The sequence below is a fragment of the Dactylosporangium sp. CS-047395 genome (genome assembly GCF_050942185.1).
In the GTDB taxonomy this organism is placed as follows: domain Bacteria; phylum Actinomycetota; class Actinomycetes; order Mycobacteriales; family Micromonosporaceae; genus Dactylosporangium.
In genome coordinates this window covers 6,973,448-6,993,441 of the sequence record NZ_CP192015.1, presented here as the reverse complement: position 1 = coordinate 6,993,441, position 19,994 = coordinate 6,973,448, and the positions used below count along the sequence as shown (strand labels likewise).

23 protein-coding genes are annotated in these 19,994 nt (G+C 73.4%); 11 read left to right on the top strand and 12 right to left on the bottom strand.

Translation table 11 applies throughout. The annotated features are described in order from the left end of the window. Nucleotides 1-61: 61 nt before the first annotated feature. Entirely contained in the window at nt 62-1,006 is a 945-nt protein-coding gene (locus ACQP00_RS32955) for a TolB family protein (protein ID WP_433202778.1), read from the top strand. On the opposite strand, the gene ACQP00_RS32950 is transcribed toward ACQP00_RS32955, so the two are convergent. Together ACQP00_RS32950 and ACQP00_RS32945 are read right to left on the bottom strand one after the other, a co-directional pair. Further along, complete coding sequence (locus tag ACQP00_RS32950) at nt 1,003-1,665, bottom strand: methyltransferase family protein (protein WP_433202775.1); 663 nt, start codon at nt 1,663-1,665, stop codon at nt 1,003-1,005. The genes ACQP00_RS32955 and ACQP00_RS32950 overlap by 4 nt on opposite strands. 49 nt (nt 1,666-1,714) lie before the next feature. Continuing rightward, nucleotides 1,715-2,719, bottom strand: coding sequence for an alpha/beta fold hydrolase (locus tag ACQP00_RS32945; RefSeq protein ID WP_433202772.1), 1,005 nt, complete (start codon nt 2,717-2,719; stop codon nt 1,715-1,717). A gap of 78 nt (nt 2,720-2,797) precedes the next feature. Here ACQP00_RS32945 and ACQP00_RS32940 point away from each other — a divergent pair, with 78 nt between their 5' ends. Next, nucleotides 2,798-3,562, top strand: a complete 765-nt coding sequence (locus tag ACQP00_RS32940) for a chitosanase (protein WP_433202769.1) — start codon at nt 2,798-2,800, stop codon at nt 3,560-3,562. A gap of 37 nt (nt 3,563-3,599) precedes the next feature. Then, on the top strand, nt 3,600-4,322 hold the full coding sequence (locus ACQP00_RS32935; RefSeq protein WP_433202766.1) for a hypothetical protein: 723 nt from the start codon (nt 3,600-3,602) through the stop codon (nt 4,320-4,322). Nucleotides 4,323-4,330: 8 nt separating this feature from the next. Here the strand turns inward: ACQP00_RS32935 and ACQP00_RS32930 are convergent, their stop codons facing one another. Then, on the bottom strand, nt 4,331-4,849 hold the full coding sequence (locus ACQP00_RS32930; RefSeq protein WP_433202763.1) for a hypothetical protein: 519 nt from the start codon (nt 4,847-4,849) through the stop codon (nt 4,331-4,333). A 42-nt stretch (nt 4,850-4,891) separates the two neighbouring features. Then, nucleotides 4,892-5,269, bottom strand: coding sequence for a BlaI/MecI/CopY family transcriptional regulator (locus ACQP00_RS32925; RefSeq protein ID WP_433202760.1), 378 nt, complete (start codon nt 5,267-5,269; stop codon nt 4,892-4,894). A gap of 33 nt (nt 5,270-5,302) precedes the next feature. Here ACQP00_RS32925 and ACQP00_RS32920 point away from each other — a divergent pair, with 33 nt between their 5' ends. Genes ACQP00_RS32920 through ACQP00_RS32905 form a run of 4 tightly spaced genes read left to right on the top strand, consistent with a single transcriptional unit; the run spans nt 5,303 to nt 10,195 of the window. Beyond that, on the top strand, nt 5,303-6,199 hold the full coding sequence (locus ACQP00_RS32920) for a M56 family metallopeptidase (RefSeq protein ID WP_433202758.1): 897 nt from the start codon (nt 5,303-5,305) through the stop codon (nt 6,197-6,199). Continuing rightward, nucleotides 6,196-7,614 (top strand): FGGY family carbohydrate kinase, encoded by a 1,419-nt coding sequence (locus ACQP00_RS32915; RefSeq protein ID WP_433202755.1) that lies wholly within the window; start codon nt 6,196-6,198, stop codon nt 7,612-7,614. The genes ACQP00_RS32920 and ACQP00_RS32915 overlap by 4 nt, the downstream gene beginning before the upstream one ends. Continuing rightward, the gene (locus ACQP00_RS32910) at nt 7,611-8,972 is read left to right on the top strand and encodes an NAD(P)/FAD-dependent oxidoreductase (protein WP_433202752.1); all 1,362 of its coding nucleotides are present in this window, start codon (nt 7,611-7,613) and stop codon (nt 8,970-8,972) included. The genes ACQP00_RS32915 and ACQP00_RS32910 overlap by 4 nt, the downstream gene beginning before the upstream one ends. After that, entirely contained in the window at nt 8,969-10,195 is a 1,227-nt protein-coding gene (locus ACQP00_RS32905; RefSeq protein ID WP_433202749.1) for an NAD(P)/FAD-dependent oxidoreductase, read from the top strand. Before ACQP00_RS32910 ends, ACQP00_RS32905 begins: the two co-directional genes overlap by 4 nt. Nucleotides 10,196-10,405: 210 nt before the next feature. On the opposite strand, the gene ACQP00_RS32900 is transcribed toward ACQP00_RS32905, so the two are convergent. Genes ACQP00_RS32900 through ACQP00_RS32890 form a run of 3 tightly spaced genes read right to left on the bottom strand, consistent with a single transcriptional unit; the run spans nt 10,406 to nt 12,334 of the window. After that, nucleotides 10,406-11,419, bottom strand: a complete 1,014-nt coding sequence (locus tag ACQP00_RS32900; protein ID WP_433202746.1) for a hypothetical protein — start codon at nt 11,417-11,419, stop codon at nt 10,406-10,408. Continuing rightward, nucleotides 11,416-11,907 carry a SigE family RNA polymerase sigma factor gene (locus ACQP00_RS32895; protein ID WP_433202743.1) on the bottom strand — a complete coding sequence of 164 codons (492 nt, stop codon included), beginning with the start codon at nt 11,905-11,907 and terminating at the stop codon, nt 11,416-11,418. Before ACQP00_RS32895 ends, ACQP00_RS32900 begins: the two co-directional genes overlap by 4 nt. Nucleotides 11,908-11,956: 49 nt before the next feature. Next, nucleotides 11,957-12,334, bottom strand: coding sequence for a hypothetical protein (locus tag ACQP00_RS32890; protein ID WP_433202740.1), 378 nt, complete (start codon nt 12,332-12,334; stop codon nt 11,957-11,959). 476 nt (nt 12,335-12,810) lie between these two features. Between ACQP00_RS32890 and ACQP00_RS32885 the strand changes: the two genes are divergently transcribed. Both ACQP00_RS32885 and ACQP00_RS32880 read left to right on the top strand, forming a co-directional pair. Further along, nucleotides 12,811-13,773, top strand: coding sequence for a DUF1152 domain-containing protein (locus ACQP00_RS32885; protein ID WP_433202737.1), 963 nt, complete (start codon nt 12,811-12,813; stop codon nt 13,771-13,773). Between the two features lie 20 nt (nt 13,774-13,793). Then, a complete protein-coding gene (locus tag ACQP00_RS32880) occupies nt 13,794-14,489 on the top strand; it encodes an SDR family oxidoreductase (RefSeq protein ID WP_433202734.1) in 696 nt (231 codons plus the stop codon). Here the strand turns inward: ACQP00_RS32880 and ACQP00_RS32875 are convergent. Next, complete coding sequence (locus ACQP00_RS32875; protein WP_433202731.1) at nt 14,479-14,844, bottom strand: hypothetical protein; 366 nt, start codon at nt 14,842-14,844, stop codon at nt 14,479-14,481. The genes ACQP00_RS32880 and ACQP00_RS32875 overlap by 11 nt on opposite strands. An 86-nt stretch (nt 14,845-14,930) precedes the next feature. Here ACQP00_RS32875 and ACQP00_RS32870 point away from each other — a divergent pair, with 86 nt between their 5' ends. Further along, nucleotides 14,931-15,686 (top strand): esterase/lipase family protein, encoded by a 756-nt coding sequence (locus tag ACQP00_RS32870; protein WP_433202728.1) that lies wholly within the window; start codon nt 14,931-14,933, stop codon nt 15,684-15,686. A 10-nt stretch (nt 15,687-15,696) separates the two neighbouring features. Here ACQP00_RS32870 and ACQP00_RS32865 read toward each other — a convergent pair whose 3' ends face one another. The 4 genes from ACQP00_RS32865 to ACQP00_RS32850 form a co-directional block, all read right to left on the bottom strand. After that, nucleotides 15,697-16,512 (bottom strand): ABC transporter permease, encoded by an 816-nt coding sequence (locus tag ACQP00_RS32865; RefSeq protein ID WP_433202725.1) that lies wholly within the window; start codon nt 16,510-16,512, stop codon nt 15,697-15,699. Beyond that, nucleotides 16,509-17,414 (bottom strand): ABC transporter ATP-binding protein, encoded by a 906-nt coding sequence (locus tag ACQP00_RS32860; RefSeq protein ID WP_433202722.1) that lies wholly within the window; start codon nt 17,412-17,414, stop codon nt 16,509-16,511. The genes ACQP00_RS32865 and ACQP00_RS32860 overlap by 4 nt, the downstream gene beginning before the upstream one ends. Further along, nucleotides 17,411-18,481 carry a hypothetical protein gene (locus ACQP00_RS32855; protein WP_433202719.1) on the bottom strand — a complete coding sequence of 357 codons (1,071 nt, stop codon included), beginning with the start codon at nt 18,479-18,481 and terminating at the stop codon, nt 17,411-17,413. The genes ACQP00_RS32860 and ACQP00_RS32855 overlap by 4 nt, the downstream gene beginning before the upstream one ends. 108 nt (nt 18,482-18,589) lie before the next feature. Further along, nucleotides 18,590-19,462, bottom strand: coding sequence for a hypothetical protein (locus ACQP00_RS32850; RefSeq protein WP_433202716.1), 873 nt, complete (start codon nt 19,460-19,462; stop codon nt 18,590-18,592). Nucleotides 19,463-19,562: 100 nt separating this feature from the next. Here ACQP00_RS32850 and ACQP00_RS32845 point away from each other — a divergent pair, with 100 nt between their 5' ends. Beyond that, entirely contained in the window at nt 19,563-19,991 is a 429-nt protein-coding gene (locus ACQP00_RS32845) for an NUDIX domain-containing protein (RefSeq protein WP_433202713.1), read from the top strand. Nucleotides 19,992-19,994 lie beyond the last annotated feature (3 nt).

Here is a 19,994-nt window from a genome sequence, read left to right as displayed (position 1 = left end):
TTTCGGCCCGTTCGGCGTTCTGCCCGGATTGGGCGGTTCCCGGGCGCCTACCGTGCCCGGGATGAAGCGACCGTACGTGCCCGGCCTCGCCGCGCTGACCGCCCTGGCGGTGCTCCCTGTCCTGCCCGCGACCACCGCCACGGCGGCGCCGCCGCCGGTCGGCAACGGCCGCATCGTGTTCTCCCGCGACTACGCCGTCAACCACGAGCTCTGGTCGATGAACCCGGACGGCTCCAAGCCGAAGAACCTGACCAACACGGCCGGCATCCAGGAACTCAGCCCGGTCCCGTCGCCGGACGGCAAGCGGATCGCCTTCACCCGCTACGGCGCCGGACCCGACAGTCTGTGGGTGATGAACGCCGACACCACCGGCCTGGCCGTGGTGCCCGGCAGCGGCGACGCCGACGACCCGGCCTGGTCCCCGGACGGCAAACGGCTGGCCTACACGTGCCGGGAGCCGGTGTCGCCCTTCAACGGCCACATCTGCGTCCGCGACGTCACCGGCGGCAACTCCCAACTGCTCACCGCGGCCCCGGCGGGTGCCAGCGACGCGTCGCCCACCTGGTCCCCGGACGGCGGCCGGATCGTGTTCACCCGCTACTCCGGCGGCTCGGGCCGGCTGCTGGCGCTGACCCTCAAGACGCTGTCGCTCGACCCGCTGACCCCGGCGGTGGCCGGACGCCACGACGGCTACCCGGACTTCTCACCCGACGGCAAGCAGCTCGCGTTCAGCCGCTACGAGAACAACGGCCTGGGCAGCAGCCTGTACCGCATCCCGGCGACCGGCGGCGCGGAGAAGCTCATCATCGCCGGGCCGCCGATCGTCAACGACACCTATCTGATCCAGCCGGCCTGGTCCCCGGACGGCAAACTGATCGCCTACTCCGCGGCCGACGACGACGGCGGCTTCGGCACCATCTGGACCGTCACGCCCGACGGCAAGAGCCCCACCCAGCTCACCTTCGGCACGCAGACGGACATCGAACCGGACTGGCTGCTCGCTTAGACCCGGCGCGGCCAGGGGATGAGCGCGGGGACCTGCCGTGCGTAGTCCTCGTAGGCCGCGCCGAATCGCGCTCGCAGGGCTCGCTCTTCGAAGCGGATGCCGACGGCGATGTACGCCGAGGACGCCACGGCGAAGAAGAGGTGGCCGGCGGTCATGTGCGGGGTCGCCCAGAACGTCATCAGCAGGCCGAGCATCATCGGATGGCGGCACAGGGAGTACAAGAGACGGCTTGAAATCTCTTGGTTCTTGGGGCCGGTCAGGCCGAAGAACTCGGCGTGGTCGACCATGAACGTGGAGCCGACGACGATGAGCCAGCCGGCCGCGAACACCGCCCAGATCGCGACCGACCACGGCGCGCCGGCCCGCCAGACGGTGGCCGGCACCGGCTGCCACCAGCCGAACACGGCGAACAGCAGCAGGCTCGCCACCAGGACGTAGGTGCTGCGCTCGATCGCGGCCGGGAGGAGGCGCTTGAACCGGTCGCGGGCGGCGATCGTGTGGTGGGCGGCGAACGCGAGCAGCAGCAGCCCGTCGACGGCGAGCGCGACGGGGGCCGAGTGCCGCGCGGGCCGGTCGGCGGTGACGGCCAGGAACCACACGGCCCAGACCGAGCTCAGCAGGAAGGCCGCGTAGGCGACGGCCGCGTACAGCAAACGCATCCGCCCATCGTCGGCGCGCACCCGTCCCCGGTGCAGGCGGGAAAATACCTCAGTTCGCGGCCGTCGCCACGTACCAGGCGGCGATCTGGGCGCGGGAGCGGAAGTCCATCCGGAGCCGGATGCGTTCGACGTGCGCCTCGGCCGAGCGTTCGGCGATGCCCAGCCGCTCGCCGATCTGCCGGTTCGTGCACCCTTCGGCGACCAGCGCGGCGACCTCGCGCTGCCGGGCGGTGAGCGCCGGTCCGCTGCCCCGATGGCGGGCGGGCAGGCCGAGAAACCGGCGGATGGCACGGGTGAGCGCGCCGGTGTCGCCGATGTACGGCAGGTGCGAGCGCCCCGCCACCACCTCGAACCGCGCACCCGGTATCGCGTCGGCGAGCTTCTTTCCCTCGCTCAGCGGCGCCGCCCGGTCCCGGTCGCGGTGCACCACGAGCGTGGGCGCGGCGATCGCCGGCAGCACCTCGGTCAGGTCGGTGGCATAGGCGGCGGCGAGCATCGTCCGGGCCGTTTCGGCGTCGGCCGCTTCCTGTTGGTACCGCACGAACGCCGCCCGCGTCCCCGCATCCGCCTCCGGCGCGAACACGTCGGCGAGCAGCCCCGACGCGAGCCCCCAGTGCTGCGCGACCAGCCCGAGCACGTGCGTGCGGATCGCGGGCGAGGCGACGCGGGATCCGTCGAGCCACCCGCCGTACAAGATGAGCTTCTGGATCCTCTGCGGTTGTCGTGCGGCGAACGTGGCGGCGACGGCGGCCCCGAGGGAGGTGCCGATGAGGTCGAATCGCTCGAGGTCTCCGGTGACGGCGTCCAGCGCGTCGAGCTCCTGGGCCATCGAGTATCGGTCCGGCGGCGTGCGCTCGGACAGCCCGCAGCCGAGCTTGTCGTAGCGGATGAGCGTGCGCCCCTGCGCGAGGGCGTCGTAGAACGCGCGCTCGGCGGGCAGGGCCCAGCTGAGTTCGAGGTGCGACACCCAGCCGCCGACGTAGACGAGCGGCGGCCCCGACCCGGTGCTGGCGTAGGCGATCCCGCCCTCGGTCCTGGCAACCCGCTGCCCCACCCTGTTCAGTGTAGGCCGAACGGCCACTCTGTCTTTGAGTAGCTTCGTGTGTACCGTCTGTGATGGCAGGATCGCGGCGTGAAGCTTCGCGTCTTGTTGCTGGCGGCGGTGGTGGGCCTGACCCCGTCGCCGGCCTTCGCCTCGGGCCCGGATCTCGGCACCGACCTCGCGATGCGGCTGGTGTCCTCGGCGGAGAACTCGTCCCTGGACTGGCACGCGCAGTACAGCTACCTCGAGGACATCGGCGACGGCCGCGGCTACACGGGCGGGATCATCGGCTTCTGCTCGGGCACCGGCGACATGCTGGCGGTCGTCGAGTCGTACACCGCCGCCGTGCCGGCGAACGCGCTCGCCCGCTTCCTGCCCGCGTTGCGCGCGGTGCACGGCACGTCCTCGCACGCCGGCCTGGGCCCCGCGTTCGCGGCGGCCTGGTCGTCCGCGGCCGGCGATCCGGCGTTCCGCGCGGCCCAGGATTCCTTCCGCGACCGGGTGTACTTCACGCCGGCCGTCACCCAGGCACGCGCCGACGGCCTGCGGGCCCTCGGCCAGTTCGTGTACTTCGACGCGATGGTCATGCACGGCCCCGGTGCGGACGCTTCGAGCTTCGGCGGCATCCGGCGGGCCGCGCTGGCGCGTGCCGTGCCACCTTCGCGGGGCGGCGACGAGGCCGCCTATCTGCGGGCGTTCCTGGACGCGCGGGTCGCCGTGATGCGGACGGAGGAGGCCCACTCGGACACGAGCCGGGTGGACACGGCGCAGCGGGCGTTTCTGGCGGCCGGGAACTTCGACCTGCGGCCACCGCTGGCCTGGAGGGTGTACGGCGATCCCTTTGTCGTGACGTGAGCTCAGGTTCGGCGTGCCGCGGCCGATGGTCCATCCCGTGACGACCCTTGGGCGGATGGCGTTCGGCGGGGTGCTGGCCGTCGTACTCGCGGTGGGCGTCGCCGTGGCGTTCCGGCCCGCGGACGCGGTTGTGGACGCGCCGGCCGTGGGCGGCGTGTCGCTGGACACCGACGGGCGGGGCTGTGCGGACCGGCCGGTGCTGGACACTGTGCGGCCGGTGCTGGCTTTCGTGGGTGGGAGCCCGCCGTACCTGGCGTCCACGTTTCAGGTCCGCGGGCTTCTTGGCCATACCGAGCGGGACGTGGACCTGCCCGGCGAGCCGGACGCGCGTGGGGCGACGCTCGACTTCAAGCGGGCCGGGGCACTTGCGCACGGGGTGTCGTACCGGTGGCGGGTGCGCCCGACTTCGGCCGACGACTGGTCGCCGTGGTGCGAGTTCACCGTTGCCGCGAGCACGCCGGACGACCTCGGCCTCGACGAATCCCGGACCTACACCGTCACCTTGCCGGGCGCGGAGTGGCGGGCGGTCGCGGAGGCGCTGGGCGCGGTCGAGACGTACGCGCCGATCACGGCTGCGGGGGAGTCCGGGAGTGGGCGGGTGGCGGTGAGCTTGCGCGGGCAGCACTGGCGGCTGGTGGTGGAGGGGCTGGCGTACTGGGGATCGCAGCACCGGGACGCGGCGGTGTGGCGGCTGGCCGACCTGCTGTCGGCCGAGCTGGGCGGTCCGGCGCACCCGACGATGGGCTTCCCACGGGATTGACCGCGCGGTCACGCGGCGGGGCGGCGGTGTTCCGGGAGCTGGTTGAGCCACAGCGCCAAGGCCCGCGCCACCTCCTGGTCGAAGGCGAGTCGCGCCCGCTGGGCCGGGTCCGTGTCGAGCGTGGCGGCCAGGCGGGAGATGCGCAGGCGCGTGGCGGCGAGGCTGTTGGCGAGGAAGGTGTCGAAGGTGGCCGGGTTGGCCGCGTCCACCGCGAGCATGCCCCGCACGTACAGGTCGTCGACCGCGGTGTCCGGGCCGACGGCGCACAGCCATTCGGCCTGGCGGTGGCGGCCCTCGGCGGTCAGCCAGCAGGAGAGGCGGTTGCCGCTGCCGTGGCGGAGGGTGGCCGGCGCCTCGACGCGCAGGAGGCGGGCGCGTTCCAGGCGGCCGACGCTGATCATGATGCGGCTCAGGTCGACGCGGCGGGAGGAGCCGAAGATGGCCGTGTGGCGCTGCCAGAGTTCGTAGGCGCTGCTCGGGCCCTCGGCGAGCAGTACCAGGACCTCGTCGTCCAGGACCACCGTCATGGGAACCCCCCGAACCTACCTTCTACAACCCAGTAGAAGTTATCAGTCCGGGTCCTCGTTCAGCAGGTCCCGCAGGAGCTGCTCGTCCTGCTCGTTGAGGCGGCTCACGAAGCGGCGCAGGACCGAGGCGCGGTCGTCCTGGGCGGCGAGGAGGCGGTTGATGCGCTCGGCGACCAGGCCGGCGGGGTCGGACAGCGCTCCGTAACGGTACGCTCGCCCGCTGCGTTCGCGGGTCACCGCCTCGCGCTCGTGCAGGCGGGTCAGGGTGGTCACCACGGCGCTGTATGACAGGCTGCCGGTGGGGTCGAGGCGCTCCCGGACCTCACCCGGGGTCAACGGGCCGGTGGCCGCGCCGAGTACCGTCAGGATCTCGGCCTCGAGCTGCCCGGGCCGCCGCCTCGGCCGGATCTCGTCGGTCACGGACACGACTGTATCGGAAAGGGTGAGCAGACCATGATCGACCACTTCGTCTGGTCCGTTCTCGTCGTCCCGCCGTTGCTCGTCGTCGCGGTGCGGTTGCTGGCCGATCGGCTCGCCCCGTCGGCCGCCGCCCGGGCCGTGGCGTGGTCGGCCGCCGCCGCGGCGGTGGGCAGCACCGTCAATCTCCTGCTGTTCGCGGCGCACGCCGTGGCCGAGGTGCCGTTCGTCGACCGGGCGCTGGGCTGGTCGGCCGCCGTCGTCGCGCGGGACACGGCGTCGGAGCCGTGGGTGCCGTGGCTCAGCGTCGGGTTGCTCGCGGCGGTCGTCTGCTCCGTCTGGTACCGCTGGATCCACCAACGCCGCCTGCTCCGCCTGCTGCCCGCGGGGAGCGCCGAAGCGGTGGTCATGGTGCCCGACGAGAAGGCGGGAGCGTTCGCGGTGCCGGGGCGGCCGGGGCACGTGGTGGTCACCACCGGCATGCGGGACCTGCTCACCGACCGGCAGTTCGAGGCGCTGCTGGCCCACGAGCGCGCGCACCTGGCCGAGCGCCACCACCGGCTGGTGCGCGTCACCGAGCTGGCGGTCGCCGCCCACCCGGCGCTGTGGTGGGTCGGCCGGCACGTGGACTACCTGGTGGAGCGGGCGGCGGACGAGCGGGCGGCGGACGCGCTCGGCGACCGGCGTACCGTCGCGCACGCCATCGGCACCGCCGCGCTCGCCGGCCACGCCAACCCGCACCCGTCCGGGCTGCACGCGGCGAGCATCGGCGGGATCGTGCCGCGCCGGGTCAGCCACCTGCTGCGGCCCCACCCGGCGGCGCTGCCGGGCATCCTGGCCGCCGTCCCGATCCTCGTCGGGCTCTCCTCCCTCGTCTGGACCGGCGAGGCCGCGCTCGACCTGGTCGAGCTGTTCATGGCGGCCGCCCGTTGACCCACGTCCTCGCCATCGATCAGGGCACGTCCGGCACCAAGGCGCTCGTCACCGACGCCGCCGGGCGGGTGCTGGCCGTCGCCGAGGAGGAGCTGCGACCGGTGTACCTCCCGGGCGGCGGTGTCGAGATCGACCCCGGCGCGCTGCTCGCCTCGGTGCTGACGGCCGGGCGGCGGGCCGTCGCCGATTCGGGGGTACAACCGGATGCCGTTGCCCTGGCCAACCAGGGCGAGACCGTCCTCGTGTGGGACCGGGCGACCGGGGAGCCGATCGGCCCGGCCATCGTCTGGCAGGACCGGCGGGCCGAGGCCGTCTGCGCCGCCCGCAGCAAGGCCGGTCCGCGGGTCGCCGACCTGACCGGGCTCGTCCTCGACCCGTACTTCTCCGCCCCCAAGATGCGCTGGCTGCGCGAGAACCGCTCGGCCCGCGGCGTCGTCACCACCACCGACACCTGGCTCGTGCACCGGCTCTGCGGCGCGTTCGTCACCGACGCCTCCACCGCCGGCCGGTCGCTGCTGCTCGACCTCGACGAGGTGTGGTGGAGCGAGGAGCTGCTCGAACTGTTCGACCTCGCCGACGAGCAGCTGCCCGAGATCGTGCCGAGCGACCGGATCGTCGGGCGCACCACGGCGTTCGGCGGCGACGTGCCGGTCACCGGGCTCATCGTCGACCAGCAGGCCGCGCTGCTCGCCGAGGCGTGCCTGGAGCCGGGCACCGCCAAATGCACGTACGGCACCGGCGCGTTCCTGCTCGCCCAGCTCGGCGGCAACCCCGTCCGCTCGGCGCGCGGCCTGGCCACCTCGGTCGCCTGGCAACTGCGCGACAGCACCGCGTACTGCGCCGACGGTCAGGTCTACACCGCCGCCTCCGCCGTGCGCTGGCTCGCCGAGCTCGGGATCGTCGACGGCGCCGCCGAGCTCGACGCGGTCGCCGCCCCGGACAGCGCCGGCGTGCTGTGCGTGCCCGCCCTGGCCGGCCTGGCCGCCCCGTGGTGGAACCCGGCCGCGACGGCCTCGCTCACCGGGATGACGCTCAGCACCGGGCGCGGGCACCTCGTGCGGGCCGTCCTGGAGGGCATCGCGGCCCAGGTCGCCGCGCTCGTCGCGCTCACCGGCGACGACCTCGGCACCCCGCTCACCCGGCTGCGCGTCGACGGCGGCCTGACCCGCTCGCGGGTGCTCATGCAGGCCCAGGCCGACCTCGCACAAATTCCCATCGACGTGTACCCGTCCCCGCACGCGACCGCGCTCGGCGCCGCCGCCTGTGCCCGGCTCGCCCTCGACCCGGGACTGTCCATCGTGGACGCGACCGGCGGCTGGCGGCCCGCGGCGACGTTCGAACCCGAATGGCCGCCGGAGCGCGCCGCCGAGCACCTGGCCCGCTGGCACGCGCTCGCCGCGCGGACCACACCGTGACCTCGCCGGCCTTCGACGTCGCGGTCATCGGGGCGGGCCTGGTGGGCTCCGCGATCGCCCGGCTCTTCGGCGCTTCCCGGCTTTCCACGGTACTGCTCGAAGCCCGCGACGACGTGGGCGACGGCACCAGCAAGGCCAACACCGCGATCCTGCACACCGGGTTCGACGCCAAGCCGGGAACGCTGGAGGCGCGGCTGGTGGCCCGCGGCTACCACCTGCTCGGCGAGTACGCGGCGGCGACCGGGATCCCCGTGGAGCGCACCGGCGCGCTGCTGGTGGCCTGGGACGCCGAGCAGCTGGCGGCGCTGCCCGGGCTGCGGGAGAAGGCCGAGCGCAACGGCTACACCGAGTCCACGATCGTCGATGTTCCGCAGGTGTACCGCGAAGTGCCCGCACTGGCACCCGGCGCGCTGGGCGCTCTGGTGGTGCCGGGCGAGGCGATCACCTGCACGTGGACGACGAACCTGGCCCTCGCGACCGAGGCCGTCACCCGCGGCGTCACGCTGCGCCGCGGCCACCGGGTCACCGCGGTCCGCGACGACGGCACCCACACCTGGCTCACCACCTCGCAGGGCGAGATCGGCGCCCGCTGGGTCGTCAACGCGGCCGGCCTCGGCGCCGACATCCTGGACCGGTTGTTCGGCTACGAACGGTTCACCGTCACGCCCCGCCGCGGCGAGCTGCTCGTGTTCGACAAGCTGGCCCGGCCGCTCGCCCCGCGGATCGTCCTGCCGGTACCGTCCAAAGTGGGCAAGGGCGTGCTCATCAGCCCGACCGTCTACGGCAACGTGATGCTCGGGCCGACCGCCGAGGATCTGCCGGACCGTACCGCGACCGGCACGTCTGCGGCCGGTTTCACGTTTTTGCGGACGAAGGGCACCGCGCTGATGCCGGCCCTGCTGCGCGAGGAGGTGACGGCCACCTACGCCGGGCTGCGGGCCGCGATCGACGCCGACGACTACCTGATCGACGTGGATCCGGGCCGCCGGTACGTGCTCGTCGGCGGCATCCGCTCGACCGGGCTCACCGCCTGCCTGGCCATCGCCGAGCACGTCGGGTCGCTTGTGGACGGTCACCTGGACCTGACCGCGCGACCGGACCTGCCGCCTCCGCCGCGGATGCCGAACCTGGGGGAGGCCGGGGTCCGGCCGTATCAGGATGCGGCGGCGATCGCGGCCGATCCGGAGTACGGGCGGATCGCGTGCTTCTGTGAGCGGGTCACCCGGGGCGAGATCCGCGACGCGTACGCCTCGGTGATTCCACCGTCCACCGTGGACGGGCTGCGGCGCCGGACCCGGGCGATGAACGGCCGGTGCCAGGGCTTCTCCTGCGCCGCCGAGATTCAGGCCATCCGGTGAACGAGCACGTGCGGGTCGCGATCGTGGGCGGGGGACCGGCCGGGCTCAGCGCGGCCGCCGCCCTCGCCGGGCGGGTCGACGGCCCCGTGCTCGTGCTCGAACGGGAGTCCGCGCTCGGGGGCATCCCGCGGCACAGCGACCACCTCGGGTACGGCCTCCGGGATCTGAGTACCGTCCTCAGTGGACCGTCCTATGCGGACCGTCTGATCCGCCGGGCCGCGGCCGCCGGGGCGGTGCTGGAGACGGAGGCGATGGTGACCGGCTGGGCCGGCGAGCGCACGCTTTCCGGTTCGGCCGGGCCGCACAAGCTGGAAGTGACCTCGCCTCGCGGCCGCCGTACCGTAACTGCGGCCGCCGTCATCCTCGCGACCGGGGCCCGCGAGCGCCCGCGCCCGGCCCGGCTCATCCCCGGCGACCGGCCCGCCGGCGTCTACACCACCGGGCAGCTGCAGCAGCTCGTCCACCTGCACCGCGCCCCCGTCGGCCGGCGCGCCGTCGTCGTCGGGGCCGAGCTCGTCAGCTGGTCGGCGGTGCTCACCCTGCGCGCGGCCGGCTGCCGCACCGTCCTGCTCACCACCGAGCTGGCGCGTCCCGAGGTCCGGCTGCCGGTACGCCCGGTGCGCACCCGGACCCGCCTCGCCGCCATCCACGGCCACGGCCGCGTGTCCACTGTGGAGCTTGAAGATCTGCGCACCGGCCGCCGCTCGCGGGTGGACTGTGACACCGTCGTGCTCACCGGCGACTGGATCCCGGATCATGAGCTGGCCCGCGCGGCCGGCCTGGCCCTCGACCCGGCGTCGCTCGGCCCGGTCGTCGACGCCGGCCTGCGCACCAGCCGCCCGGGCGTGTTCGCGGCCGGCAACCTGCTGCACCCGGTCGACACCGCCGACGTCGCCGCCCTCGACGGCCGGCACGTCGCCGCCGCCGTCCTGGCCGGGTCCGGGGCGGCGTCCGGCGTGCCGTTGGCCGTGGAGGAGCCGCTGCTGTGGGTGGCCCCGCAGCTCATCGTGCCGGGCGGCCCGCCGCCGGCCCGGAACCGGCTGCTGCTGTGGACGGCCGAGCACCGCCGCCTCCCGCGGGTGACGGCGGTGCAGGACGGCCGCCGGGTGGGCGCGGTCCGGCTCCCGTGGCCGGCCGCGCCCGGTCGCGTGTTCCGCGTCCCGTACTCCTTGGTGCGCGCGGCCGACCCGGCGGGCGGGCCGGTCCGGCTGGCCCTCGGTTAGGGCCTGTTTCGGAACTGGGGTGGGAGCTGCGGCGGAGTCCAGATTTCTCCTGCGTGTGCTCCGTGGAAGCTTGGATACCGGTGTTGTATCCGGGCTTTCGCGGAGTGCGCGCAGGGCGCCTTGGGCGGGCCGGCTGCGCGTAGCGGCCGGGCCGGCCTTGGCGGTGGAATCTGGGCCCGCCGCAGCCCCGCCTCAGTTCCGAAACAGGCCCTATGTCCGCTTCAGGCCGTTGGCGACCTGCAGGACCTCGGCCATCCCGTACTGGCCGTGCGCCGAGACCTCCACCCACGGGTCGGAGATGCGGATGTTGGCGCTGAAGTAGCCGCCGGACCCCGCGGTCAGGTCCTCGTAGACCCAGCCGTTGTCCAGGTGCTGCGCGACCGCGCCGGGGCTGGCGTCCATGCCGAACTTGGCCGGCTTCGGCACGGCGATGCCGATGTCGCCGCCCGGCCCGTGGATGGTGATCGTGCCCGCCCCGCTGGTACCGATGATCGCGCAGCTCCGCACGCTGGTGCCCGGCGGCAGCACCGTCGGCCGCACCCGGAAGACGCACGGCCGGGACTGGTCCAGCCGGACCGTGCCGGCGTAGGCGAGGGCCTTGTCGAGCGGTACCGGACCCTGCACCCGCAGTTCGGCCTTGACGCCCGGCCCCGGCACCCAGCTGATCAGGGTGGTCTGCAGCCCGCTCATGGTGCCGGTCACGACCGTCGCCGGCTGCCCGCCGACCGTCCCCGCCCTGGTCTGCACGCCTTCGAGCGTCGGCACCGCACCGCTGGCGGTCGGATCGGCGCGCGGCGTCATCGAGTCGGTGCGCAGCGTCAGTTCGGCGAACGAGCCGTCGGCCTTGCGGCCCTGCACCGACATGCGCTCGACCCCGGTGTCGGTCTCCCAGCGCTCGTCGCTCGTCTCGAACGGCGGCTTGCCGATCCCGAAGTGCAGGGTGAGCGCGTCGGAGCCGACCCCTCCGGGCGCCTTGGCGCTCTGCTCTGTGCTCGCTACCGGCTGCGCGGGCTGGGTCGTGGCCGGGGGCCCGGCGACCAGCCGCGGCGCGAGCACGGCGGCGAGCACGGCCACGGCGGCCAGCCCGGCGGTAGCGGCGGCAATCCGGCGCTGCCGCCGCCGGCGGAACGCGGGCCCGATGGACGCCAGCAGCGCCTCGGGGTCGGTACGGGCCTCGGCCCGGGCGCGCAGCGTGGCGCGCAGATCCTGCAGGTCGCTGCTCATCGCGAGGTCCCCTCCAATTCGTGCAGCTCGACGCGCATCGCCGCGAGCGCGCGCATGGCATGGGTCCGGACGGTGGCGCGCGAACACCCGAGAATCTGGGCGATCCGGTCGTCGTCGAGATCCTCGTAGTACCGCAGCGCGATGACCGCCCGCTGCTTGCCGGGCAGCGCCCGCACCTTGTCCCACAGCGCGACCCGCTCGGCGACGGGCGCCCCGTGGTCGCCCGCCCCCGGCCACACGTCGACGTCGAACACCGCCGGCACCTCCCGGCTGGACCGCCGCCGCCACCAGCTCGCGTTGACGTTGACCAGCACCCGCCGCACGTACAGGTCGGGCTGGTCGGTGCGCAGAATCTTCGCCCACCGCGGGTACACCCGCACGAGCGTGTCCTGCACAAGATCGTCGGCGCGATGCACGTCATCCACGAGCAACCGCGCGAGCCGCAGCAGCGCCGGCCCCCGGGTGAGCACGTACTCCTCGAACGTCACGCCTTACTGACTACCGTGCCACCCCGAACTGTTGACACCGGCCCGGCAGTCAGGCCCCGAGTTCCCGCCGCGCCCATTCGGCCAGCGGTTCCCGCGTCCGGAAGTGCTCGATCCGGACGCCCTCGCGGATCTTGCGATCGTGCACGTCGCACACGGCCTGACCGGCGCGGGCCCGGCGAGCGCAGCGGTCCCGGGCGTCGGGCCGCCGAGCCTGGCACTTCTTCACCACCCGCCGTGGCGGCAGCGGGAACGGGATCACTCGACCGTTGCGGCTCAGCGCCGGCAGCGCCTCGCGGATGCCGGTGAACGGCTGGCAGCCCTGGGCCCACCACCGCTCGATCCGGTCGTGCTCCGCGGTGCTGGGCCTCTTGGTCTTCACGGGCACCGTCAGCGCCGGATCGCTGTGGTGGATCTCGGCGTGACCCACGCCGACGCCGAGCAGTTCCGGCGCGTGGCCGAGCGCCCGTTCCGGGCCGAGGGGCGAGGACCATCACCTGGTACCCGAAGCCCGGCACCAGAAATTGCGGCGTGACGGTCCGCTTCCGGCCGAGCATCACCCGCGTGAACAGCGTCGGCCGGCCCGGCCCGGCGTGCAGCATGATCACAGCGGTCGCGGCGCCGGAGCTCGGGCGAGTCAGCTGGAAGCGCACCGGCACCGCCCCGCCCCAGTCCCGGGCCCCGGCCGGATCGGCCAGGCGCATGCTGAACGGCCCGGGGAGGCCCGTCGGCTGCCCGGCCCCGAGCCGCATCAACCGGGTCTTGGCCAGGTCGGTGACAACCTGCTGGATGAACGACGCGAAGATCTCGATACCGGACCCGAACATCCGTGCCTCCCGCGCGGAATGGGCTTCCACAGCAAGCACGCCCATCGTGACAGAGCGGCGCCAATGCGAGAATCCTTTCGTGGTCGAATCGCTGGCGGTGCCGCCGTTGTTCGGTGCGTTGCGTGGGGCGGAGCGGGTGCTCATCGCCGGGGCCGGTGGGGGATTCGACGTGTACGCCGGGCTGCCGCTCGCCGTCGCGCTGTGGGATGCCGGGGTGGAGGTACACCTGGCGAATCTGTCCTTCACGGAGCTCGGGGCGATCGACCTCGATTCCTGGGTCGAGCGGGACGTCGCGGCCGTGACGCCGGAGACCAAAGGGCCGCAGCAGTACTTCCCGGAGCGCACCCTCGCCCGCTGGCTCGCCAAGCAGGGGCTGCCCGCGACGGTCCACGCGTTCCCGAAGGTCGGGGTGCAACGGCTGCGGGCCGCGTACCGCCACCTCGCCGACACGCTCCGGCTCGACGCGATCGTCCTCGTCGACGGCGGGACCGACATCCTCATGCGGGGCGACGAGACGGGCCTCGGCACGCCCGCGGAGGACATCACCAGCCTGGCCGCCGTGGCCGGGCTCGACGACATTCCCGTGCGGCTGGTCACGTGCCTGGGGTTCGGCATCGACGCGTACCACGGGGTGGTGCACACCCAGGTGCTGGAGAACCTCGCCGCGCTGAACCGCGACGGCGGCTACCTCGGCGCGCTGTCCATCCCGAGCGGGAGCCGCGAGGCGGAGCTGTATCTCGACGCGGCGGCCGACGCCCAGGCCGCGACCCCGCTGCGCCCGAGCATCGTCAACGGCCAGATCGCCGCCGCGGTCGCGGGTGCGTTCGGTGACGTGCAGTTCACGACCCGTACCAGCGGCAGTGTGTTGTTCGTCAATCCCCTCATGGCCGTCTACTTCACCGTGGACCTGCCCAAGCTCGCCGCCCGCTGCCTCTACCTGGACCGCGTCGAGGCCACGACCGGCATGCACCAGGTCATCGCGGCCATCCAAGCCTTCCGGGCCGGGATCACGCCGCGCGGCTCGCGGCAGTTCCCGCACTGACGCCGGGTACGTTGGCGTTCATGACCACTTCTCTCGTCGTCGGCGGCAGCGGGTTCCTCGGGCACGCGATCGCCGAGCACTTCGCGGGCCGCGGTGACACCGTGATCGTCACCGGCCGGGACAAGGCCGGCGCCGAGGCGGCCGCCGCGCGGATCGGGCCCGGCGTGCGCGGGCTGGCCGTGGACCTGTCCGCGCCGGAGACCATCGAGGCCGCGTTCGCCGAGGTCGAGTCGGTCGACAACCTCGTGCTCACCGCCAGCGACCCGACGCCGGTGACCCTCGACGGCTTCGACACCACGCAGGCGATCAAGGCGATCACCATCAAGCTCGTCGGGTACGCCGAGACAGTCCGCGTCCTCAGCCCGCGCTTCACCCCGGCCGCCGCCGTGGTCCTCTTCGGCGGCCTGGCCAAGGAGCGGCCCTACCCCGGCTCGACCATGGTCACCACGTTCAACGGCGGCATCAGCGGCCTGATCAAGACCCTGGCCCGCGAGATCGCGCCGCACCGCGTGAACGCCATCCACCCCGGCATCGTCGGCGACAGCCCGAAGTGGGCCCCGGTCCCGGTCGAGCAGCAGCCGGGCGCCCTGCGCACCCCGATCGGCCGACTGGTCACCAAGTCGGAGGTGGTCGGCGCCGTCGACTTCCTGCTCACCAACGGCGGCGTGAACGCCGTCGACCTCACCCTCGACGGCGGGTTCCTGATCACCAACTGACGGACGCGTCCTCCGGCCGCTTGAGCTCGTCGCCCTGTGGGTCGTAGATGTGCAGCCGGTACCGCCGGGCCAGCTGGTCGATGAGCTCCAGCGCGGCCCGGCTCCGGTCGCTGAAACTCAGCTGCATCCCCACATGGTCGATGCCCACGGCCAGCGGCGTGTCCATCCACGGGGTGTCGGCGCCGTACGGCAGAAAATCCGGAAACCGCCCCCGCAGGTGCTCGTAGAAGGAGACGATCCGCTCGTCGAGCTCACCCTCGCGGTGCCCGGGGCCCAGGCACGCCCCGGCCATCGCCCGCACCTCGGCGTCGCTCGCCCCCGGGCGGGCCGCCAGCACGAGGAGACTGAAGCTCACGCGCAGATGGTGGCTCATCCCCGCCGGCTTGTCGAGACGCGGATGGCTTACCGCGGCGCGGAGATCCGGTGAGGTACACATGGTGGATGAGTCCCCGGCGCCGTGCGATGTTCGCCGTGCTCGCCGCCATCGCCGTGCTGGTCGCCGGCGGGCTGGCGGTGCGTGCGGCCCTGCGCGCGGAGCCGCTGCGGGTTCCCGATCAGGACAAGCCGGGCGTTGTACTGCTGGTGCCCGGTTATGGCGGCGGGACCGACGGCCTCGACCGCCTCGCCGCCGCGATCAGGGCCGCCGGGCGCACGGCGAGCGTGGTGGCGATGCCCGACGGCGGCACGGGTGACCTCGGCAAGCAGGCGGACACGCTCGACGACGCCGCCACGGAGGCGTTGCGGCGGGCGCCGTCCGTGGACGTGATCGGGTACTCGGCCGGCGGGGTCGTGGCGCGGCTGTGGGTGCAGCGCCACGACGGGGTACACAAGGCGCGCCGGGTCGTCACCCTCGGCTCGCCCCACCAGGGTGCCCGGCTCGCCGCCGCCGGGGCCGCGGGGCTTCCCGGCGCTTGCCCGGCCGCGTGCCAGCAGCTCGCCCCGGGCAGCACGCTGCTCGCCGAGCTCGAGGAGCCGGTGCCGGATCCGCCGCAGTGGCTGAGCATCTGGACCGAGCAGGACCAGACGGTGGTACCGCCGGACTCGGCCCGGCTCCCCGGCGCCGTCGACGTCGACATCCAGCAGGCCTGCCCCGGCCGGGACGTGAGCCACGGCGACCTGCCCACCGACGACTACGTGACCGGGCTGGTGCTCGACGCGATCGGGACGGCCCCGATCGGCCCGGCCCCGCCCTGCTGAGCGGCGGCGGTCAGCTGGTGACGTCCTTGGTGGCGAAGTTGGCCCAGGCGAGGCCGAGGAAGACCACGACGTACACGAGCTGGAGCCCGAGCCCCCGCTCGATGTCGCGCCACAGGACGGGCTCGCGGAAGAAGTCGATCCAGGCGAGCCAGTAGCGGGTCGGCAGGTAGGGCCGGATCGCGGTCGCCGCGTCCAGGGCGGTGAACAGCTGGCTGGCGACCAGCGCGGCGAGGGCCCCGAGGGTGGCACCCAGCGACGAGTCGCTCACCGTCGACAGGAACAGCGCGATGGCGCCGACGCCGAGCATGGACAGCGCGATGTACACCATGGCCGCCCCGATGCGCAGGGCCACCTGCTGCGGCGACAGGGCCGGCCCCGAGACCGAGGTGACGACCTCGGCACCGGGCTGCACCGGGAAGAAGATCATCCCGATCACGTATCCGGTGAGCACGACCGCCACGACGGCGCCCAGGACGTACACCATGATGGAGACGAGTTTGGCCAGCAGCAGCCGGGTCCGTCCGACCGGCCGGGCGATCAGGTAGCGCAACATCCCGGCGCTCGCCTCGCCCGCGACCGCGTCGCCGCCGACGATGGCCACCGCGACCGGCAGGAACAGCGGCAGCACGATGGCCAGGGCGGCCGCCGGGAACAGGGAGCCGTTGTTCAGTACGGCGGACAGGAACGCGGGCCCCTGCCCGGCCGCGGTGCCGATCCGCGTCGTCGCGAGCAGGATCGCCACGGCGAGCGGCAGCCCGCACAGCAGGGCGAGGCTGACCAGGGTGCGCGGCCGGCGGTACAATTTGCGCAGTTCGACGAGGATCACCGTCGCTCCATCCGGTCGGTGCCCGATCCGGTCGTCCGCAGCACGACCTGCTCGAGGGTCTGGTGCTCGGCCCCGATCTCGGCGATCCGCAGCCCGGCGGCGACCAGTTGCGCGTTGAGTTCGGCGGCGTCGGGGTGGGTGACCGTGAGCCTGTCCGCGTCGCGGTGCACGACCCGCCCGTCGAGCAGCGCCACCACCCGATCCGCGTCCGGGCTGGTGAGCCGGACCCGCCCGGTCGGCACCCGCAGCGCGGCCAGTTCGTCCTGCCCGACGAGCCGCCCCCGGTCCATGATCCCGACCCACGTGCAGAGCTGCTCGATCTCGGCCAGCAGATGACTCGACAACAACAGGGTGGTACCGGCGGCGCTGATCTCCAGCAGCAGCTGCCGGATCTCGTGGATGCCCTGCGGGTCCAGGCCGTTCGTCGGCTCGTCGAGAATCAGCAGCCGCGGTGTGCGCAGCAGCGCGCCCGCGAGCCCGAGCCGCTGGCGCATCCCGAGCGAGTACGTGCGCACCGGCCGCCCGTCGACCCCGCCCAGCCCGACCCGTTCGAGGGCCTCCTCGATCCGCCGCTTCCGGGTCCGCCGCACCGACCGCCCGGCCGCGTCGATCAGCCGCAGGTTGGCCCGCCCCGACAGATGCCCGTACGCGGCCGGCCCCTCGACGAGCGCCCCGACGTCGGGCAGCACCTCGGCGAGCTTCCGCGGCACCGGCCGCCCGAGCACGGTGATCTCCCCGCTGGTGGCGAAGACGAGCCCGAGCAGCATCCGGATGAGCGTGGTCTTGCCGGATCCGTTGGGGCCGAGCAGGCCGTACCGCGACCCCTCCGGCACGTTGAGATCCACCCCGTCGACGGCCCGCACCCGCCCGAACGTCTTGGTCAGCGCGGCGGTCTCGATCATCGGAGCTCTCCCGCGGCCGCCGTCAGCACCTCGGGCGCCACGAACCCGGTGACCAGATACGTCCGCCGCCCGACCTTGGTCACCACGATGTTGAGCACCGCCGAGCGCATGAGATATCCGGTACCGCCCGCGACCGCCACACCCCCCGCATCGCGCAACGCCGCCAGCGTCCGATCCCCGAGCCGCCCTGGCACCGCGATGACCACGAACCGCGAGAGTCCCGTCCCGTACGCCGCGAGCGCACTCAACGGCCCCGGCACCCTGGCCCGCCCGCCAAGGCTGCCGGGCAGGTTGGCCCGGGTGACCGCATTGAGCGACGAGGTGATTTCCGATCGTGTACTGGACGCGAACCCGGACGAGTCGGACGCCTGGGGCTGCAGCACGGCGTCGGACGGCGGTTCGGTGGTGGCGTCGAGGAACCGGGTCGTGAACACCCCGGCCACCTCGACCTGCAGCGCCAGCCCGCTGGCGGGGTCGGCCCAGACGTCGACGGCCCGGATGGTGGTGTCCGGATCCTGGGGTACGACCCGCAGCCCCGCCGCGGCTTTTCCAGCGATCCGCCGGCCGGGGAGCGTCTGGAGCGTCGCCCCGTCCCCGGCGTCCTTGAGCAGCCGGCGGGCCAGCTCGGGCGGGGTGAGATCGGACGCCTGCGGCGCGCGCACGGCCGGATCGCCGACCGTCTCGGTCCACAGGTTCCGGCCGTAGTCCCAGGTGAACGCCCCGGAGGCGGTCTTGAAGAAGTCCTTCTCGCCGACCGGATCGAGCACCGCCACCCGCCAGGCCGCGTTGCCGGCGTGCCAGACTCGCATGCTGGTGGTACCGCCGAAGAGCCCTGAGACATCGCCGAGCTGGGGCAGCTCGGGCAGGACGATGGAACCCCGGCTCTCGGCGTAGCCCTGATATGGTCCGCTCGCGGCCTCGATCACCCGCTGGCGCAACTGCCCGGGCTCGATCCGGGGCGCCATGACCGGCGCGAACGCCACCACGAGCGGCACGGCCACGAGCGCACCGACGACCGCCGCGACCACCGCCCAGCGGCGCCGCGCCTCGCGCCGGACCACACTCACCCGCCCTACAGTACGACGGCCACCGCGCACTCCGCCTCATCACAGCGCCCGCTCACCCTGCGCCGGCTTTGTCGGCGGCAACCGCTGGACCCGAACTCCCGGCCGGTGTCAGTAGCCGCAGAGCGCCTGGACGCTGGTCTGCCCGATCGGCGGCCCGGTCATCTCCACCGTCCAGCTCCGGTCGCCGAACGGGTACAGCGTCTGCAGGAAGTACGCCCCCGAATCGGTCAGCGACCCGCCGCCCCCCACGGAGTAGGTGAACTTGTCCGGCGGGCACGAACTCGTGTCGCCCTCCGCGGCGAGGGTGCCGTAGATGGCCGCGCCGCCGATGCGGTTGGCGCAGATGGCGTACGCGGTGACGCTCCAGTTCAGGGCGAAGCCGTTGGCGTCCTCGCGGCCGGTGGCGCGGGCGATGTCCAGCGGGGCGGCCAGCCGGGACAGCTGCAGGCCGACCTGGTGGTCGCCGTTGCTGATGGCCGCGCCGCCGCCGATGGCCAGGGTCGCGCCGGGGCAGTCCGCGGTGGCCTGTTTGAAAGCCGAAGAAGATTCGCTGGTACTGCCTGACACGACGCTGTACCCATCCAGTTCGTCGGCGTCGGCGCACAGGGCGTAGACGACGAACTGCCACTCCGACGCGTACCCGGTGTCCGGCTCCTCAGCCGTCGCGGAGTAGGAGTCGTTCTGGCCGGTGCCGCCGCGCACCGGAACGAGGCGGGTCAGGCGCACCTCGTCGCCGCCGCCGCTGACCCGGGCGCCGCCGCCGATCACGTGCGTGCCGGACGGGCAGGTCGCCGAGCGGGTCTGCGTCGAGTTGGAGTTGTGCCGGTCGTCGTAGTCGTCCAGCGTCGTCGCGACGAGCACGACCCCCAACTGCCCGGCGGCGAAGGCCGGTGCGGGCGCGACAGCCTGAACCACGAGCTGAGCGGCGGCGATAACGAGCACGGCGAACCCGGCCCGGCGATCACGCGGTACACGATGCATGATGGCTCCTCAGATGAACGGTGCGGGTGGACAGTGGGCCGAGGATCGACCACCCACCCGCCCGCGCAACATGTCGAACGACGCACAGCAGAATCTGCCCATGTCGGATTCGCGCGCGCACATCGTCACGGGACTCCTCCGCGACGGGGACCGGCTGCTGCTGGTCCACCGGTCTCCCAACCGCCTGCGGTACCCGAACGTGTGGGACCTGCCCGGAGGTCACGTGGAGCCCGGGGAGCCGCCGGCCGCCGCCCTGGTCCGGGAACTGCGCGAGGAGCTGGGCATCGAAGTCCCTCAGCCGGCGGACCCGCCGCTGGACGAGCTCCGCAGCGACACCTTCTTCATGCAGATCTGGCTCATCGAGGCCTGGACGGGAACGCCGGTCAACACCGCGCCGGAGGAACACGACGCCATCGGCTGGTTCACCGGCGACGAGATCCGCCGGTTGCGGCTGGCGCTCGACGACTCCCTAGCGCTGTTCACCAAGGCGCTCGGGACCCCACCGACGGGCGGAGCGCACATAGGGTGAGGG

What these genes read in the sequence shown, in the direction of transcription:
- ACQP00_RS32880 (WP_433202734.1), top strand. Translation starts at nt 13,794, where the DNA reads ATGACCACTTCTCTCGTCGTCGGCGGCAGCGGGTTCCTCGGGCACGCG.
- ACQP00_RS32860 (WP_433202722.1), bottom strand. Translation starts at nt 17,414, where the DNA reads ATGATCGAGACCGCCGCGCTGACCAAGACGTTCGGGCGGGTGCGGGCC.
- ACQP00_RS32955 (WP_433202778.1), top strand. Translation starts at nt 62, where the DNA reads ATGAAGCGACCGTACGTGCCCGGCCTCGCCGCGCTGACCGCCCTGGCG.
- ACQP00_RS32930 (WP_433202763.1), bottom strand. Translation starts at nt 4,849, where the DNA reads ATGACGGTGGTCCTGGACGACGAGGTCCTGGTACTGCTCGCCGAGGGC.
- ACQP00_RS32950 (WP_433202775.1), bottom strand. Translation starts at nt 1,665, where the DNA reads ATGCGTTTGCTGTACGCGGCCGTCGCCTACGCGGCCTTCCTGCTGAGC.
- ACQP00_RS32870 (WP_433202728.1), top strand. Translation starts at nt 14,931, where the DNA reads ATGAGTCCCCGGCGCCGTGCGATGTTCGCCGTGCTCGCCGCCATCGCC.
- ACQP00_RS32845 (WP_433202713.1), top strand. Translation starts at nt 19,563, where the DNA reads ATGTCGGATTCGCGCGCGCACATCGTCACGGGACTCCTCCGCGACGGG.
- ACQP00_RS32920 (WP_433202758.1), top strand. Translation starts at nt 5,303, where the DNA reads ATGATCGACCACTTCGTCTGGTCCGTTCTCGTCGTCCCGCCGTTGCTC.
- ACQP00_RS32900 (WP_433202746.1), bottom strand. Translation starts at nt 11,419, where the DNA reads ATGAGCAGCGACCTGCAGGATCTGCGCGCCACGCTGCGCGCCCGGGCC.
- ACQP00_RS32850 (WP_433202716.1), bottom strand. Translation starts at nt 19,462, where the DNA reads ATGCATCGTGTACCGCGTGATCGCCGGGCCGGGTTCGCCGTGCTCGTT.